Below are 14,825 nucleotides of genomic sequence, written 5' to 3'. Positions count from 1 at the left end.
GCGTCAGGTTCGGTCGGATTTTTCCTCCTCGAACATCTCCGCGGCCACGTCCGAATTGGCCGAGAGGCGAACCTTGTCGCCTTCCACCTCGGCCACGAGGCTCAGGGGAATATAGTGGTGATGCCCCCTGTGTGAGCCTTGGCCGCTATCGGCTTTGGTAAGCTTGATGCGGTCGCCTTCCACGCCATCGACGGTGCCGACATGCACCCCGTCCGCACCGATTATTTCCATGTGCTCGCGAATCCTGGCCGCATGGTTCATTGCAAGTCCTCCGTTTCGACCCGCTAGAAACGGATGAGGGCGCATTTGGCTGCATGGGATGCGCAAAATGGGACGCTTTGGCCGGCAGCAACCGGTTCACGCGGCTTGCGCGTTGAGCATTGCGGCCCGCTCTGGTAGGACGCGGCGAATTCTCCTTCACGTCAGGACCGTTCGATGATCCCACGCTATTCACGCCCGGAAATGGTCGCCATCTGGTCGGCCGAGACCCGCTTCCGCATCTGGTTCGAGATCGAGGCGCATGCCTGCGATGCGCTGGCCGAACTCGGCATCATTCCGAAGGAGGCGGCAAGGACCATCTGGGAAAAGGGCGGTGCGGCCGAGTTCGACGTCGAGCGCATCGACGAGATCGAGCGTGTGACCAAGCACGACGTCATCGCCTTCCTCACCCACCTCGCCGAATTCGTCGGCCCGGACGCCCGCTTCATCCACCAGGGCATGACTTCGTCCGACGTCCTGGACACCTGCCTCGCCGTCCAGCTCACGCGCGCCGCCGACATCCTTTTGGCCGACATCGACGCGCTTCTGGCTGCGCTCAAGCGGCGCGCCTTCGAGCACAAGGACACCGTCACCATCGGCCGCAGCCACGGCATCCATGCAGAGCCGACCACCTTCGGCGTCAAGCTGGCCGAAGCCTATGCCGAGTTCAGCCGCGCCCGCGAGCGGCTGGTGCATGCGCGCGAGGATATCGCCACCTGCGCCATTTCCGGCGCGGTCGGCACCTTCGCCAACATCGACCCCTATGTGGAGGAGCATGTCGCGAAAAAACTCGGCCTGAAGCCGGAGCCGGTCTCCACGCAGGTCATCCCGCGCGACCGCCACGCGATGTTCTTCGCCACGCTGGGCGTCATTGCTTCGTCCATCGAACGGCTGGCCATCGAGATCCGTCATCTCCAGCGCACCGAGGTGCTGGAGGCCGAGGAATATTTCTCGCCCGGCCAGAAGGGCTCGTCGGCCATGCCGCACAAGCGCAACCCGGTGCTGACCGAGAACCTAACCGGTCTGGCGCGCATGGTGCGCTCCTACGCCTTCCCGGCGATGGAGAACGTGGCGCTGTGGCACGAGCGCGACATCTCGCACTCCTCCGTGGAGCGCATGATCGGGCCCGACGCCACCGTGACGCTGGATTTCGCCCTGGCGCGGCTGACGGGCGTGATCGACAAGCTGCTTGTCTATCCCGACAACATGCTCAAGAACATGAACAAGTTCCGGGGGCTGGTGCACTCGCAGCGCGTGCTGCTGGCGCTGACGCAGGCAGGCGTCAGCCGCGAGGACGCCTACCGGCTGGTGCAGAGAAACGCCATGAAGGTGTGGGAGGAAGGCAAGGATTTCCTTGAGGAATTGCTAGCCGACAAGGAGGTCACCGCCGCCCTTTCCGAAGCCGATATCCGCGAAAAATTCGACCTTGGCTACCACACCAAGCATGTCGACACGATTTTCAGGCGGGTGTTCGGCGAAAGCTGAGCCGCACTGCGGCCGTGCCGCGGCTCACGCCGCGGCGGCCGCCTTGTCGGGCACGATGCGGACGGCAGTGCCCCACGGATCCTCGTATGCCGCGGGCGCCGGAGCCAGCGACGACCTCAGTTCCACCCAGGCAAGACCGGACAGGCCGGGATCGCGGCGGCTGGCACCGGCGCTCTGCCAAGTGTTGGCGCCGATGTGGTGGTGGTAGCCGCCCGTGGACAGGAACACCGCCTGCGAGCCGTATCTGGCCACCGTGTCGAAGCCCAGTTGCCGATGCCACCAGTCCTCGGCCTGGCGCGGATCGCCGACGCGCAGATGCACATGGCCGACCACGGTGTTTTCCGGCGCGCCCTGCCAGCCGGCATCGCCTTCCGGAACGGAGCCCACGACCTCGGGAATGTTCATGCGCTCGGTAGCCATGGCCACCTGGCCGTCGCTCCATTTCCAGCTTTCATGCGGCCGGTCGGCATAAATCTCGATGCCGTTGCCTTCCGGGTCCGTCAGGTAGGCAGCCTCGCTGACGATGTGGTCGGAGGCGCCGTCCATCCGGATCTTCCGCTCGACCGCATGGTTGATCCAGCGGCCGAGATCGGCGCGCCCAGGAAGCAGGAAGGCGGTGTGGAACAGGCCGGCGCTGCGCGGATCGTCCGGCCGGGCGGCGGGATCGTTCTCGATCACCAGCAACGGGCGGTCCTTCGCGCCGAGCGTGATCGTCTCGCCGTCGCGGGAAAGTTGTTCCAGTCCCACCACGGCTCCGTAGAAATCGGCGAGCGCGGCAGCGTTCCTCGCCTTCAGGCCGACGCGTGCCACGCTGACCGGCGTGGTTGCGGCAAAGGGCAGTTCGGTCATCATCGTCTCCATCCGGCGTGCAAGCCCGGCTTTCCGCCGCCCGGAGAACCGTTCCAGCGGGCGGCAATTCATTCTCCCCACCAAAATCGTACCTGCCGATCGTTCACACAAGCCGGCAAAAACGGAACACGCCGTTCATCATCCAGAAACGGAATCTTGCCGTTGCACGTGCCCCGCCCGCTCGCTACATGCGCGCCATGAAGGTCAAAGACGCAGACATCCTCATCGTACCCGGCTACACCAATTCGGGGCCGGACCATTGGCAGAGCCGCTGGCAGGCACGGCTTTCCACGGCACGCCGTGTGGAACAGGCCGAATGGGCCAAGCCCGTGCGCGAAGACTGGACGGAGAGGATGATCCAGGCCGTCAACGAGGCCGAGCGGCCGGTGGTCATCATCGCGCATTCGCTCGGCGTGCCGACCGCGATCCAGTCCATTCCGCATTTCCGCAAGAAGGTGGCCGGCGCCTTCCTGGTGGCCGCGCCCGACGTCGCCAATCCCAAGATCCGGCCACGACACCTGATGACTTTCGGGCCCTACCCGCGCGATCCGCTGCCCTTCCCGTCGATCACCATCGCCAGCCGCAACGATCCCTATTGCGCGTTCGAGGTGGCCGAAGACATTGCCGCCGCCTGGGGTTCCCTGTTCATCGACGCCGGCGAGATCGGGCACATCAACGCGGAATCCGGGCATGGGCCGTGGCCGGAAGGCTCGTTCACCTTCGCGCAGTTCATGTCGCGGCTATAGAAGCGCCAGCCTATTTCCCGATCGACTTCTTCACGTCGGCCAGCAGCGTCCTGGCGCCGAGCGCGATCAGCGAATGCTCGGTGCCCATGGCCAGCAGCCGGTAGCCCATCGCCACCACGCGGCCGGCGATCGCCGGATCGACGACATAGGTCGCGGCCGGCTTGCCGGCTTCCCGGGCCCGGGAGGCGACCCAGGCGACCGTCTCCATCATGTCCTCCAGCGTGGAACTGACGGCACGGCCTTCGGTCCATGCGATGGAGAAGTCGGACGGGCCAAGGAACACGCCGTCGATGCCGGGCGTGTCCAGGATGTCGTCCAGCGCGTCGAGCGCCGCGCGTGTCTCGATCATGGCGAATGCCATGGTGCGCGCATTGCTTTCGGCGAGCCATTCGGCGTGGCTGCCCTTGCCGTGGCGCGGGAACCCGTAGGTGGGGCCCCAGGAGCGCTCGCCGAGCGGCGGATATTTCATCGACGCGGCGAACGCCCGGGCATCGTCCACCGAATTGACCATCGGCGCGATCACGGCTTCCGCGCCGAAGTCGAGCGCGCGGCTGGCCATGTCGAAACGGCCGACCGGAATGCGCACCAGCGCCGGCTTGCCGGCGGCGATCACCGGGGCGAGGCCGCGCAGCACGCTATCCTCGTTGTGGCCGCCATGCTGCATGTCCAGCGTCACCGCATCGAAGCCCTGGGCGGCGACGATCTCGACCGTCAGCGCGTCCGGCACGCCCGACCAGGCGGTGCAAAGGGTCTCGCCGGCCTCCAGCCGCGATTTCAGGGACATGGCCGTTCTCCTTTTCCTGCCGCGCCTCCGGTTTCGGCCGGAAGCGGCTGCAAATGCGAGGGAACCCGCCCGAAGGCCGGGCGGTCACTGACGCAGAGGGCCAAGATCAGGTGTTGTTGATCTCCTCGATCGCCTGCGCCATCAATTCGTCCATGGTGCGGCGGATCTGGTGGTCGGACTGGGCGACGCCCGCCGCGTCGAAATCCTTGCGGATCTTGCGGAAGACGTCGTGGTCGCCCGCCTCCTCGATGTCGGCAACCACCACCTCTTTGGCATAGGCTTCGGCATCTGCGCCGCTCTTGCCGAGCTTTTCGGCCGCCCACAGGCCGAGCGCCTTGTTGCGGCGCGCAGCAGCCTTGAAGCGCAGCTCCTCGTCATGCGCGAACTTGCGCTCGAAGCCTTCCTGGCGGTCCTTCATTTCGTTCATGGGCATTCCTCCGGCTGGAATTGCGATTCGGGTAGCGCAGAATATGTGGTGGCCGAGCACAAACCAAAAGCCCCCGCCCGGGTCAATATGGCAGGCACTGCGGCGGCTGCGGCATTTCCCCTGCTCAAAGCAGCCTGGAAAGCAGGTATTGCCCGGATTTGTCGATTGAGGAAAGCGTGCGATTGCGCTAGAGACCCGAGTTGAAACCCATTGCGGCCGTGCCGAGGCCGCCACAGAAAGGGACCGGTGCAGCCACCTGCCCTTCCAACCCTGAGAAAAATCAGATGAAATCACGCCGCCGCATCTACGAAGGCAAGGCCAAGATCCTTTACGAGGGGCCTGAGCCGGGAACCCTGATCCAGTTCTTCAAGGACGACGCCACCGCCTTCAACAAGAAGAAGCACGAGGTGGTGGACGGCAAGGGCGTGCTCAACAACCGCATCTCCGAGCACATCTTCAACCACCTGAACCGCATGGGCATCCCCACGCATTTCATCCGCCGCCTCAACATGCGCGAGCAGCTGATCAAGGAAGTGGAGATCATCCCGCTCGAGGTCGTGGTCCGCAACGTCGCCGCCGGCTCGCTCGCCAAACGCCTCGGCATCGAGGAGGGCACCGTGCTGCCGCGCTCGATCATCGAGTTCTACTACAAGGCCGACGCGCTCGACGATCCGATGGTGTCGGAAGAACACATCACCGCCTTCGGCTGGGCGAGCCCGCAGGAGATCGACGACATCATGGCGCTGGCCATCCGCGTCAACGATTTCCTCTCCGGCCTGTTCCTCGGCGTCGGCATCCAGCTCGTCGACTTCAAGATGGAGTGCGGCCGCCTCTACGAGGGCGACATGATGCGCATCGTCGTGGCCGACGAGATCTCGCCCGATTCCTGCCGGCTCTGGGACGTCGCCACCCAGGACAAGCTGGACAAGGACCGCTTCCGCCGCGACATGGGCGGGCTGGTGGAGGCCTATCAGGAGGTCGCCCGACGCCTCGGCATCATGAACGAGAACGAGCCGCCGCGGCCGACCGGCCCCGTGCTGGTCGCTTCCGGCAACCCCAAGGGCCGGCCGCACTGAGCGGCCCGCCCCTTTTTCTGTTTCTGCAAGACTGGAGCTGCAAGGCGTGATCAAGGCCCGCGTCACCGTCACTCTCAAGAACGGCGTTCTGGACCCCCAGGGCAAGGCAATCGAGCACGCGCTGGCCGGCCTCGGCTTCGACGGCATAGGTTCGGTGCGCCAGGGCAAGGTGTTCGACCTCGAACTCGCCGGCCCCGACAAGGCCAAGGCCGAGGCCGAGCTGAAAGCCATGTGCGACCGGCTGCTGGCAAACACGGTGATCGAGAACTATAGTATAGCCATCACCTGAGGTTGTGCTGGAGGAGCCCGGTGGCGGAAGTCAGCAACGAATTGATGTACGAGCTCATGAAGCGGATGCATCATGACATGTCCGAACTTCGCATGGATGTCTCCGAGGTCAAGAAGGAACTGAACGTCATTCGCGGCCATATGATCGGAATACAGACCGATATCCATAACATCTACGGCATCCTCGCGCGCCATGACGAACGCCTAGACCGCATCGAGCGCCGCCTCGAACTGCGTGAACTGGCCGAGAAACCCCAAGCCCCCTACGAGCCGCAATGAAATCCGCCGTCGTCCTCCTCCCCGGCCTCAACCGCGACCGCGACATGATTGCGGCGCTGACCAGGATTTCCGGCAAGCCGCCGGTGACGGTGTGGCAGACCGACACCGAAATTCCGGACGTCGACCTCATCGCCATTCCCGGCGGCTTCTCCTTCGGCGACTACCTGCGCTGCGGTGCGATCGCCGCACGCTCGCCGGTGATCCGCGCCGTGGCTGAGAAGGCCGCCAAGGGCGTGCAGGTGATCGGCGTCTGCAACGGCTTCCAGATTCTGACGGAAGCGGGCCTGCTGCCCGGCGCGCTGATGCGCAACGCCTCGCTGCGCTTCGTCTGCCGCGAGGTGAAGCTGGAAGTGGCCAACGCCAATACGGCCTTCACCCGCAATTACCGCCCGGGCCAGGTCATCCGCTGCCCGGTGGCGCATCACGACGGCAACTATTTCGCCGACACCGAGACCCTGGCGCGCATCGAAGGTCAGGGTCAGGTGGTTTTCCGCTATGCGCAGGGCACCAATCCGAACGGCTCGGTCAACGACATCGCCGGCATCGTCAACGACAAGGGCAACGTGCTGGGCCTGATGCCGCATCCGGAAAACCTGATCGAGACGGCGCATGGCGGCACCGATGGGCGCGCCCTGTTCGAAGGCGCGCTTGGCCTGGCTGCCTGACCCCATCGCACCCATCCTCCCGGCAGGAACGCAGACGCATGACGAAGAGCCTTTCCCTCGCCGGCGCCGCCGCCCTCAGCTTTGCCGCACTGGCACTTGCCGCCTGCCAGTCCAAATCGAACACGACCGTGACCCCTTCCGGGAAGAGCGCATCGCTCAGGGCCATGGAGCAGGTGGCGATCGCCGCCCACAAGTGCTGGATCGCCAGCAAAGACCCGGCCTTCAAGCCGTACCAGATGGCGAACGAACTGAACAATTTCGGCGGCACGCCGCGCTTCCTGCTGGTGCCGGCCAAACATTACGGCGGCAAGCCGCTGCTCGTGGTGCAGGCCACCGGCAATTCCAGCCGCGTCGAGGTGTTCGGCCCGCTGATGGCCGAGCCGCTCGGCGCCCGTATCGGTGCCGACATCGCCCGTTGGCAGGCCGGCAGCGCTGAATGCGGCACGGCCGCGTAAACAGACCGCGCAAACAGGCCGCGCAACGAGCTTTTGTTGTACCGTGAGGACGGCCGTCCTTGCGGAACAAGGTATTTCAGGCTTTAGGAAGAGCCCAAAGCCGAACCGACCGGAAAGTGCGATGACCGTTTCCAACACCCGCCCGATCACCCCGGATCTCGTGGCCGCCCACGGGCTGAAGCCGGACGAATACCAGCGCATCCTCGACCTGATCGGACGCGAGCCGACCTTCACCGAGCTCGGCATTTTCTCGGCCATGTGGAACGAGCATTGCTCGTACAAGTCCTCGAAGAAGTGGCTGCGCACGCTGCCGACCGAGGGCGAGGTTGTGATCCAGGGGCCTGGTGAGAACGCCGGCGTGGTCGACATCGGCGACGGGGACTGCGTGGTCTTCAAGATGGAGAGCCACAACCACCCCTCCTACATCGAGCCGTACCAGGGCGCTGCCACCGGCGTCGGCGGCATATTGCGCGACGTCTTCACCATGGGCGCGCGCCCGATCGCCGCCATGAATGCCCTGCGCTTCGGCGAACCGGCCCACCCCAAGACAAGGCATCTGGTTTCGGGCGTGGTCGCCGGGGTCGGCGGCTACGGCAATTCCTTCGGCGTGCCGACCGTGGGCGGCGAGGTGAATTTCGATGCCCGCTACAACGGCAACATCCTGGTCAACGCCTTTGCCGCCGGGCTCGCCAGGACGGACGGCATCTTCTATTCCAAGGCTTCCGGCGTCGGCCTGCCGGTGGTCTATCTCGGCGCCAAGACGGGCCGCGACGGTGTCGGCGGCGCCACTATGGCCTCGGCCGAATTCGGCGACGACATCGAGGAGAAGCGCCCCACCGTGCAGGTGGGCGACCCGTTCACCGAAAAGTGCCTGCTGGAGGCCTGCCTCGAACTGATGGCGTCCGGCGCCGTGATCGCCATTCAGGACATGGGTGCCGCCGGCCTGACCTGCTCGGCTGTCGAGATGGGCGCCAAGGGCGACCTCGGCATCGAACTGGACCTCGACAAGGTGCCGGTGCGCGAAGAGCGGATGAGCGCCTACGACATGATGCTCTCGGAAAGCCAGGAGCGCATGCTCATGGTGCTCAAGCCCGAAAAGGAGGCCGAGGCCGAGGCGATCTTCCGCAAGTGGGATCTGGACTTCGCGGTGGTCGGCCACACCACCGACGATTTGCGCTTCCGCGTCCTGCATCAGGGCGAGGAGGTCGCCAACCTGCCGATCAAGGACCTCGGCGACCAGGCGCCGGAGTACGACCGCCCCTGGGTGGCGCCGGCCAAGCCCGCGCCGCTGGCAGCCGGCGACGTGCCGCAGGCCGATGTGGCTGATGCGCTGCTGAAGATGCTCGACGGGCCGGACCTTTCCTCGCGCCGCTGGGTGTGGGAGCAATACGACACCCTCATCCAGGGCAACTCGCTGCAGCGGCCGGGCGGCGATGCCGGCGTGGTGCGCGTAGAAGGCCACCCGACCAAGGCGCTGGCCTTCTCCTCCGACGTGACGCCGCGCTATTGCGAGGCCGATCCCTATGAAGGCGGCAAGCAGGCGGTCGCCGAATGCTGGCGCAACCTGACCGCCACAGGCGCCCTTCCGCTCGCGGCCACCGACAATCTCAATTTCGGCAATCCGGAGCGGCCCGAGATCATGGGCCAGTTCGTCCACGCCATCAAAGGTATCGGCGAGGCCTGCCGGGCACTCGGCTTCCCGATCGTTTCGGGCAATGTGTCGCTCTACAACGAGACCAATGGCCGGGGCATCCTGCCCACGCCGACCATCGGCGGCGTCGGCCTGATCGCCGACTGGGCGAGCATGGCGCGCATCGGCTTTGCCGCGGAAGGCCAAACGATCCTGCTCGTCGGCGCACCGGCCGGCTGGGGCTCGCATCTCGGGCAATCCGTCTACATGCGCGATATCCACGGCCGCACGGACGGGCCGCCGCCGCCGGTCGACCTCGGCCACGAAAAGCGCGTCGGCGATCAGGTGCGCGCGATGATCGCGTCACGCATCGTCACCGCCTGTCACGACCTGTCCGACGGTGGGCTGGCGGTGGCGCTGGCCGAGATGGCGATGGCATCCGGCATCGGCGCCTCCGTCGACGCCCCCGCCGGCGCCGACCCGGTGGCCGCCTTCTTCGGCGAGGATCAGGGGCGCTACCTGCTGACCCTTTCGCTCGACCCGAGCGGCAAGGAGTGGCAGGCTGTCGAGGCCGAGTTGAACAAGCTCGGCATTGCCGTCGAACGGATCGGCACCACCGGCGGCAGCGATTTGAAACTCGGGCAGGCGCGTGCCATACCTCTGGAGCAGCTCAAGACTGCTCACGAATCGTGGTTCCCGCGATTCATGGAAGGCTGAACGAGGAATACAGTATGGCAATGGACGCGCGCGACATCGAACGGATGATCAAGGAAGGCATTCCCGATGCCAAGGTGACCATCCGCGACCTTGCCGGCGACGGGGAGCACTATGCCGCAGAGGTGGTGGCAGAAAGCTTCCGCGGCAAGACCCGCGTGCAGCAGCACCAGATGGTCTACGAGGCGCTGAAGGGCAATATGGGCGGCGTGCTGCACGCATTGGCGCTGCAGACCAGCGCGCCGGAGTAAATTCCTCTGCCTCTTTAGAGCGCCGGGCGTCCCTTCGGACGCGCAAAGGACGCTCCAACACTTTGATCGAGCATCGGAATAACCCGAAAACCGAACATTTTTCGGTCCGATGCTCCAGCAGGGGTAGAAGCGGCTCTACCCCTTGGCCCTTACCGCCAGGATCGGCCCCGCCGGATAGTCGCCGCCGACAATCACGCGGCTGCCGTTGGAGAACGTGGACACCGCGCCGTCGAAAAACAGCGCATTCGGACAGCCGAGTGCGTCGCGGAACAGGCGGCCGAAGCTGCCCAGGCTCACCACCGTGCGCGAGACGGCCAGCACCACCGTGCCGTCGGCCCGCACGCCCACGCCGTTGCGGATGTAGCGCGAGGTGCCGTCCTCCAGGAAGCGCGGGTGCAGCTTGCCGTCGATCACCAGCATGGGGCCTGACTGCGTGGCATAGGCGACATCGGGATTTTCCGCCGCGAAGGCGCCGCTTTCCAGCACCCCTGCCCTGCCGTTCCTTGCGACGAAGAACACACCGTTGGGCTTCAGGAAGAAATTGCCGAAGCCGTCGGCGAGATTGAGCGGCGCCTCCTGCCGACCGTTCTCGACGAACAGGCCGACCGGCGACAGATCCTTGTGGTACATACCGGCGTTCATGGCCAGCAGCACCGGCTCGCCCAGTGCCGTCACGGCCCGGGTGAAAGCCTTCACCGACCCGTATGGACGCCCTTGCGCATCCAGGCGGGCCAGCGTCACCTCATAGGCGGCAAGGTCGATCTCGCACACGACATAGCCGACCGATTCGAAATCGACGTCACGGCAGGTTTGCGGCAGGGACGCCTCCGGCTCCGACGGCAGGGGCGAGCGCGGAGAGCGCCACCAGATCATCGCCGCCGCGACCGCCAGCGCGCCGGCGAAGATCGTCGCGAAGTGCCGCTTTTTCATCATCTGTCCGAGGAGTGGAAGCTCGCGTCTCATTTCAGTGCGGATGCCGTCATGCCGGCAAAAGGACAAGCGGCTTGTTTCGAAGCGACTTGGGGGCTATTTGAATGTCATAGTTTGCCGCCTGGCTCCCGCAGGCGTGAAAGGATCGTCCATGAGCGGAATCAACGATTACATCGACAACGAGGTGAAGGGCAACGACGTCGTCCTGTTCATGAAGGGCACGCCCGGTTTCCCGCAATGCGGCTTCTCCGGCCAGGTCGTGCAGATTCTCGACTATGTCGGCGTCGACTACAAGGGCGTCAACGTGCTCGACTCCAGTGAGCTGCGCCAGGGCATCAAGGAATATTCCAACTGGCCGACCATTCCGCAGCTCTACGTGAAGGGCGAGTTCGTCGGCGGCTGCGACATCGTTCGTGAGATGTTCCAGGCTGGGGAACTGCAATCCTTCTTCCAGGAAAAGGGCGTCGCCGTCAAAGGCGCAGCCTGACCGCCAAGCCGACGCGGCGCTGCCGCTCTGCCCGGAAACGGGGTCATGACAGACCGATGCGCCGGCATGCCGGCGCATTTCGTTTGAGATCGGAAAAACCCCATGGATCAGCCACAGGCGGCCCGGCTGTCGATTCCGCGCTGGGAGTTCATCGCGCTGTGCGCGGCGCTGATGGCGCTCAACTCGCTGGCCATCGACATCATGCTGCCGGCGCTGCAGCAGATCGGCGCCAGCCTCGGCGTGGACAATGAGAACCACCGCCAATACGTCATCACCGCCTATATACTCGGCTTCGGCGTCGCCCAGCTTGCCTTCGGTCCCCTCTCGGACCGCTTCGGCCGCCGCCCGCCGCTCATCATCGGCCTCGTCATCTATGTTCTCGCCGCGGCCGCTGCGGCGATCGCGCCAAGCTTCGCCACGCTGCTGCTCTGCCGCCTGGTGCAGGGCATAGGCGCGGCGGCAACGCGCGTCATCTCCGTCTCGATCGTGCGCGATACCTTCGAGGGACGCCGCATGGCCGAGGTGATGTCGCTGATCTTCATGGTGTTCATGGCCGTGCCCGTGGTGGCGCCGGGCATCGGCCAGGTCGTCATGCTGTTCGCGAGCTGGCATTTCATCTTCGTGGCCATGGCCATCGGCGCGCTGGTGATTTCCGCGTGGGGCGTGCTGCGTCTGCCGGAGACGCTGCATCCCGAATATCGCCGTCCGTTGACGGCAAAGGCGGTGCTTGGCGGGTTCCGCATCGTGCTCACCAACCGCATCGCGCTCTGCTACACGCTGGCCAGCACCTTCACCTTCGCGGCCATGTTCGGCTTCATCAACTCCTCGCAGCAGATCTATGTCGGCATCTACGGGGTGGGCGAGATGTTCCCGGTGATCTTCGCCGGCGTGGCCGGGATGATCGCGGTGGCCAACTTCGCCAATGCGAGGCTGGTGGGACGCATTGGCATGCGCCGCCTTTCACAAAGCGCGCTGCTCGCCTTTCTCGGCATCAGCGCGCTTTGGCTCGCCCTGTCGCTGACCGGCCAAATCCCGCTGCTGCTGTTCATCGCCGTCTTCGCCTCGGCGATGATCCCCTTCGCCATGCTGGGTTCCAACTTCAACGCGCTGGCCATGGAACCGCTGGGCGCGCTGGCCGGCACAGCTTCCTCCGTACTCGGCTTCATGCAGACCTTCTTCGGAGGGCTGCTCGGCACGATGATGGGCCAGGCGTTCGACGGCACGGTGACGCCGCTGGCGGCAGGCTTCTGCCTGGTCTCGGTGGGCGCGCTGGCCGCGGTTCTCGTGGCCGAGCGCGGCCGGATGTTCGAGCCGCACAATCCGCCTGTGACGTAGGCGGCTTCGGCTCTCAGCCGGCGGGCGCGAGCCCGGCGAAGTCGAACAGCTTGCGGTCGAGCAGATGCGAGGGGCGCGCGTTGGACAGCGCGCGGATCATCGTGTCCTTGCGGCCGGGCATGCGCTTTTCCATATCCTCCAGCATCGCCTTCATGGCGTTGCGCTGCAGGCCGTCCTGACTGCCGCACAGGTCGCAGGGGATGACGGGAAAGGCCATCGCCGCAGCGAACTTCTCAAGGTCGGCTTCGGCGCAATAGGCAAGCGGCCGCAGCACCATCACGTCGCCCTCGTCGTTGAGCAGCTTGGGCGGCATCGCCGCCAGCCGACCCCCGTGGAACAGGTTCATGAAGAAGGTTTCGAGGATGTCCTCGCGGTGGTGGCCGAGCACCAGCGCCGAGCAGCCCTCCTCGCGCGCGATGCGGTAGAGATGCCCGCGCCGCAGCCGTGAGCACAGCGAGCAATAGGTGCTGGTTTCGGGCAGCTTGCCGGTGACGATCGAATAGGTGTCCTGATATTCGATGCGATGCGCGATGCCGTTGGCATCCAGGTAGTCCGGCAGGATGTGCTTCGGAAAATTCGGCTGGCCCTGATCGAGATTGCAGGCCAGCAGGTCCACCGGCAGCAGGCCGCGCCATTTCAGGTCGAGCAGCAATGCCAGCAGTCCGTAGGAATCCTTGCCGCCCGAAAGCGCCACCAGCCAGCGGCCGCCGGGCTTCAGCATCGAAAAATCGTCGATGGCCTGCCGCGCCTGCCGCAACAAGCGCTTGCGCAGCTTGTTGAACTCCACCGAGGGCGGCGCAGCGCGGAACAGCGGGTGACAGCCGGATTCGGCGTCGTCGGGCTCGATCTGTGCCGGCAGCATGTTCATGGCGCATCGCCTTCAGGTTTCGCAGGCGTCCGCATTAGACCACGATGCCGAAAAGTGTGAAGCGGTTTTCGGACGATATCATGGTCTATCTAATTGATTTTGCCGCATGTATGCGACGCCGAGTGATTCCACTTGGCTGCAACATGCTCTAGCCGACATGCCGGCCAAAGAAAAGGCCGCCCCGAGGGACGGCCTTGCAGGTCCGGAATGGAAACCGATCAGCGCGAATAGAATTCGACGACCAGGTTGGGCTCCATCTGCACCGCGAAAGGCACGTCGGCGAGGCCGGGCACGCGGGCGTAGGTGGCGACCATCTTGTTGTGGTCGACTTCGATGTAGTCCGGCACGTCGCGCTCGGCCAGGCCCACGGCCTCCAGCACCATGACGAGCTGCTTCGACTTCTCGCGCACCTCGATCACGTCGCCCGGCTTGCAGCGGTACGAGCCGATGTTGACGCGGCGGCCGTTGACGTTGACATGGCCGTGGTTGACGAACTGGCGCGCGGCGAAGATCGTCGGCACGAACTTGGAACGATAGACGATGGCGTCGAGGCGCGACTCCAGCAGGCCGATCAGGTTCTCGGAAGCGTCGCCCTTGCGGCGGTTGGCCTCCTCGTAGGTCTTGCGGAACTGCTTTTCAGAAATGTCGCCGTAGTGGCCCTTCAGCTTCTGCTTGGCGCGGAGCTGCAGGCCGAAGTCGGACAGCTTGCCCTTGCGGCGCTGGCCGTGCTGGCCGGGACCGTATTCGCGCTTGTTGACCGGCGACTTCGGGCGGCCCCAGATGTTCTCGCCAAGGCGGCGGTCGAGTTTGTACTTTGCGGATTCGCGCTTGCTCATCGCATTCCCTTTCAAACAAGATACCCACGGCCCCATGACCGCGGGGAAGGAAACGCGCCCTCCTCTGGCCTCCATTTTCGAGACCTGACAGGATTATCCGCGCACAGCGACGGACCATCCACGGGACACGTCAAACGAAACAACCGGGCTTTGCGGCCCGGTGCTTCGCGGGTTTCACTAGAGGGGTTGGAGCCGGCTGTCAAGCAGATCGGCCGCAAACGGCGGCTCGGTCAGTGCTCGGACTTCTTGTTCGGCAAACCTTTGCGCTTGGTCTCGGCGAATTCCTCGAGCTGCTTCTCGCTCATGGATTCATACATCTGCTTGGACGCGCCGCGAAGCTCGCTTTTCTTCGTCTCGCCGCGTTTGGCCGACAGGGCCGCGCCGGCGGCCTTTTGCTGGGCCTTGGAAGTGGCAGGCATGGCATTTCTCCCTTTTAAGAAGGGAGAAAAACGCATCCCGAAG

General features: G+C 65.0%; 19 protein-coding genes. 11 read left to right on the top strand and 8 right to left on the bottom strand.

All coding sequences use genetic code 11. The annotated features are described in order from the left end of the window. Window positions 1-3: 3 nt before the first annotated feature. Window positions 4-261 carry a DUF2171 domain-containing protein gene (locus ACTDI4_RS10835; protein WP_442841146.1) on the bottom strand — a complete coding sequence of 86 codons (258 nt, stop codon included), beginning with the start codon at window positions 259-261 and terminating at the stop codon, window positions 4-6. Window positions 262-435: 174 nt separating this feature from the next. Here ACTDI4_RS10835 and purB point away from each other — a divergent pair, with 174 nt between their 5' ends. Next, entirely contained in the window at window positions 436-1,743 is a 1,308-nt protein-coding gene (gene purB / locus ACTDI4_RS10830) for an adenylosuccinate lyase (protein WP_442841145.1), read from the top strand. Window positions 1,744-1,767: 24 nt separating this feature from the next. Here the strand turns inward: purB and ACTDI4_RS10825 are convergent, their stop codons facing one another. Then, complete coding sequence (locus ACTDI4_RS10825) at window positions 1,768-2,592, bottom strand: VOC family protein (RefSeq protein WP_442841144.1); 825 nt, start codon at window positions 2,590-2,592, stop codon at window positions 1,768-1,770. A gap of 197 nt (window positions 2,593-2,789) precedes the next feature. Between ACTDI4_RS10825 and ACTDI4_RS10820 the strand changes: the two genes are divergently transcribed. Beyond that, on the top strand, window positions 2,790-3,338 hold the full coding sequence (locus tag ACTDI4_RS10820) for an RBBP9/YdeN family alpha/beta hydrolase (RefSeq protein WP_442841143.1): 549 nt from the start codon (window positions 2,790-2,792) through the stop codon (window positions 3,336-3,338). Between the two features lie 10 nt (window positions 3,339-3,348). Here the strand turns inward: ACTDI4_RS10820 and ACTDI4_RS10815 are convergent, their stop codons facing one another. Together ACTDI4_RS10815 and ACTDI4_RS10810 are read right to left on the bottom strand one after the other, a co-directional pair. Beyond that, window positions 3,349-4,122, bottom strand: coding sequence for an HpcH/HpaI aldolase family protein (locus ACTDI4_RS10815; protein ID WP_442841142.1), 774 nt, complete (start codon window positions 4,120-4,122; stop codon window positions 3,349-3,351). Between the two features lie 106 nt (window positions 4,123-4,228). Then, entirely contained in the window at window positions 4,229-4,549 is a 321-nt protein-coding gene (locus ACTDI4_RS10810) for a DUF1476 domain-containing protein (RefSeq protein WP_442841141.1), read from the bottom strand. 284 nt (window positions 4,550-4,833) lie between these two features. Between ACTDI4_RS10810 and purC the strand changes: the two genes are divergently transcribed. From purC to ACTDI4_RS10775, 7 genes are all read left to right on the top strand, one after another. Further along, window positions 4,834-5,625, top strand: a complete 792-nt coding sequence (purC, locus tag ACTDI4_RS10805) for a phosphoribosylaminoimidazolesuccinocarboxamide synthase (RefSeq protein WP_442841140.1) — start codon at window positions 4,834-4,836, stop codon at window positions 5,623-5,625. Between the two features lie 46 nt (window positions 5,626-5,671). Beyond that, window positions 5,672-5,914 carry a phosphoribosylformylglycinamidine synthase subunit PurS gene (gene purS, locus ACTDI4_RS10800; RefSeq protein WP_442841139.1) on the top strand — a complete coding sequence of 81 codons (243 nt, stop codon included), beginning with the start codon at window positions 5,672-5,674 and terminating at the stop codon, window positions 5,912-5,914. A gap of 20 nt (window positions 5,915-5,934) precedes the next feature. After that, window positions 5,935-6,192, top strand: coding sequence for a hypothetical protein (locus tag ACTDI4_RS10795; protein WP_442841138.1), 258 nt, complete (start codon window positions 5,935-5,937; stop codon window positions 6,190-6,192). Continuing rightward, window positions 6,189-6,857, top strand: coding sequence for a phosphoribosylformylglycinamidine synthase subunit PurQ (gene purQ / locus ACTDI4_RS10790; RefSeq protein ID WP_442841137.1), 669 nt, complete (start codon window positions 6,189-6,191; stop codon window positions 6,855-6,857). The genes ACTDI4_RS10795 and purQ overlap by 4 nt, the downstream gene beginning before the upstream one ends. A gap of 38 nt (window positions 6,858-6,895) precedes the next feature. Continuing rightward, on the top strand, window positions 6,896-7,312 hold the full coding sequence (locus ACTDI4_RS10785; protein ID WP_442841136.1) for a hypothetical protein: 417 nt from the start codon (window positions 6,896-6,898) through the stop codon (window positions 7,310-7,312). Between the two features lie 121 nt (window positions 7,313-7,433). Then, window positions 7,434-9,659 carry a phosphoribosylformylglycinamidine synthase subunit PurL gene (gene purL, locus ACTDI4_RS10780; protein ID WP_442841135.1) on the top strand — a complete coding sequence of 742 codons (2,226 nt, stop codon included), beginning with the start codon at window positions 7,434-7,436 and terminating at the stop codon, window positions 9,657-9,659. 14 nt (window positions 9,660-9,673) lie between these two features. Then, the gene (locus ACTDI4_RS10775) at window positions 9,674-9,907 is read left to right on the top strand and encodes a BolA/IbaG family iron-sulfur metabolism protein (RefSeq protein WP_442841134.1); all 234 of its coding nucleotides are present in this window, start codon (window positions 9,674-9,676) and stop codon (window positions 9,905-9,907) included. A 135-nt stretch (window positions 9,908-10,042) separates the two neighbouring features. On the opposite strand, the gene ACTDI4_RS10770 is transcribed toward ACTDI4_RS10775, so the two are convergent. Beyond that, entirely contained in the window at window positions 10,043-10,837 is a 795-nt protein-coding gene (locus ACTDI4_RS10770) for a phosphodiester glycosidase family protein (protein WP_442841133.1), read from the bottom strand. Between the two features lie 151 nt (window positions 10,838-10,988). Here ACTDI4_RS10770 and grxD point away from each other — a divergent pair, with 151 nt between their 5' ends. Then, window positions 10,989-11,324 carry a Grx4 family monothiol glutaredoxin gene (gene grxD / locus ACTDI4_RS10765; RefSeq protein ID WP_442841132.1) on the top strand — a complete coding sequence of 112 codons (336 nt, stop codon included), beginning with the start codon at window positions 10,989-10,991 and terminating at the stop codon, window positions 11,322-11,324. Window positions 11,325-11,426: 102 nt separating this feature from the next. Then, complete coding sequence (locus ACTDI4_RS10760) at window positions 11,427-12,659, top strand: multidrug effflux MFS transporter (protein ID WP_442841131.1); 1,233 nt, start codon at window positions 11,427-11,429, stop codon at window positions 12,657-12,659. 13 nt (window positions 12,660-12,672) lie between these two features. Here the strand turns inward: ACTDI4_RS10760 and ttcA are convergent, their stop codons facing one another. The 3 genes from ttcA to ACTDI4_RS10745 all read right to left on the bottom strand — a co-directional run bounded on the left by ttcA (window position 12,673) and on the right by ACTDI4_RS10745 (window position 14,782). Continuing rightward, window positions 12,673-13,527, bottom strand: coding sequence for a tRNA 2-thiocytidine(32) synthetase TtcA (gene ttcA, locus ACTDI4_RS10755; protein WP_442841130.1), 855 nt, complete (start codon window positions 13,525-13,527; stop codon window positions 12,673-12,675). A gap of 218 nt (window positions 13,528-13,745) precedes the next feature. Next, window positions 13,746-14,363, bottom strand: coding sequence for a 30S ribosomal protein S4 (gene rpsD / locus ACTDI4_RS10750; RefSeq protein WP_442841129.1), 618 nt, complete (start codon window positions 14,361-14,363; stop codon window positions 13,746-13,748). A gap of 230 nt (window positions 14,364-14,593) precedes the next feature. Then, window positions 14,594-14,782 carry a DUF3008 family protein gene (locus tag ACTDI4_RS10745; RefSeq protein ID WP_442841128.1) on the bottom strand — a complete coding sequence of 63 codons (189 nt, stop codon included), beginning with the start codon at window positions 14,780-14,782 and terminating at the stop codon, window positions 14,594-14,596. Between the last annotated feature and the right edge of the window lie 43 nt (window positions 14,783-14,825).

Source organism: Mesorhizobium sp. PUT5, from assembly GCF_052216645.1.
GTDB lineage: Bacteria > Pseudomonadota > Alphaproteobacteria > Rhizobiales > Rhizobiaceae > Mesorhizobium.
Note: the sequence above shows the minus strand (reverse complement) of the source record. Positions and strands in the feature narration are given on the sequence as shown.

What these genes read in the sequence shown, in the direction of transcription:
- ACTDI4_RS10835 (WP_442841146.1), bottom strand. Translation starts at nt 261, where the DNA reads ATGAACCATGCGGCCAGGATTCGCGAGCACATGGAAATAATCGGTGCG.
- purB (WP_442841145.1), top strand. Translation starts at nt 436, where the DNA reads ATGATCCCACGCTATTCACGCCCGGAAATGGTCGCCATCTGGTCGGCC.
- ACTDI4_RS10825 (WP_442841144.1), bottom strand. Translation starts at nt 2,592, where the DNA reads ATGACCGAACTGCCCTTTGCCGCAACCACGCCGGTCAGCGTGGCACGC.
- ACTDI4_RS10820 (WP_442841143.1), top strand. Translation starts at nt 2,790, where the DNA reads ATGAAGGTCAAAGACGCAGACATCCTCATCGTACCCGGCTACACCAAT.
- ACTDI4_RS10815 (WP_442841142.1), bottom strand. Translation starts at nt 4,122, where the DNA reads ATGTCCCTGAAATCGCGGCTGGAGGCCGGCGAGACCCTTTGCACCGCC.
- ACTDI4_RS10810 (WP_442841141.1), bottom strand. Translation starts at nt 4,549, where the DNA reads ATGAACGAAATGAAGGACCGCCAGGAAGGCTTCGAGCGCAAGTTCGCG.
- purC (WP_442841140.1), top strand. Translation starts at nt 4,834, where the DNA reads ATGAAATCACGCCGCCGCATCTACGAAGGCAAGGCCAAGATCCTTTAC.
- purQ (WP_442841137.1), top strand. Translation starts at nt 6,189, where the DNA reads ATGAAATCCGCCGTCGTCCTCCTCCCCGGCCTCAACCGCGACCGCGAC.
- ACTDI4_RS10785 (WP_442841136.1), top strand. Translation starts at nt 6,896, where the DNA reads ATGACGAAGAGCCTTTCCCTCGCCGGCGCCGCCGCCCTCAGCTTTGCC.
- purL (WP_442841135.1), top strand. Translation starts at nt 7,434, where the DNA reads ATGACCGTTTCCAACACCCGCCCGATCACCCCGGATCTCGTGGCCGCC.
- ACTDI4_RS10775 (WP_442841134.1), top strand. Translation starts at nt 9,674, where the DNA reads ATGGCAATGGACGCGCGCGACATCGAACGGATGATCAAGGAAGGCATT.
- ACTDI4_RS10770 (WP_442841133.1), bottom strand. Translation starts at nt 10,837, where the DNA reads ATGAAAAAGCGGCACTTCGCGACGATCTTCGCCGGCGCGCTGGCGGTC.
- grxD (WP_442841132.1), top strand. Translation starts at nt 10,989, where the DNA reads ATGAGCGGAATCAACGATTACATCGACAACGAGGTGAAGGGCAACGAC.
- ACTDI4_RS10760 (WP_442841131.1), top strand. Translation starts at nt 11,427, where the DNA reads ATGGATCAGCCACAGGCGGCCCGGCTGTCGATTCCGCGCTGGGAGTTC.
- ttcA (WP_442841130.1), bottom strand. Translation starts at nt 13,527, where the DNA reads ATGAACATGCTGCCGGCACAGATCGAGCCCGACGACGCCGAATCCGGC.
- rpsD (WP_442841129.1), bottom strand. Translation starts at nt 14,363, where the DNA reads ATGAGCAAGCGCGAATCCGCAAAGTACAAACTCGACCGCCGCCTTGGC.
- ACTDI4_RS10745 (WP_442841128.1), bottom strand. Translation starts at nt 14,782, where the DNA reads ATGCCTGCCACTTCCAAGGCCCAGCAAAAGGCCGCCGGCGCGGCCCTG.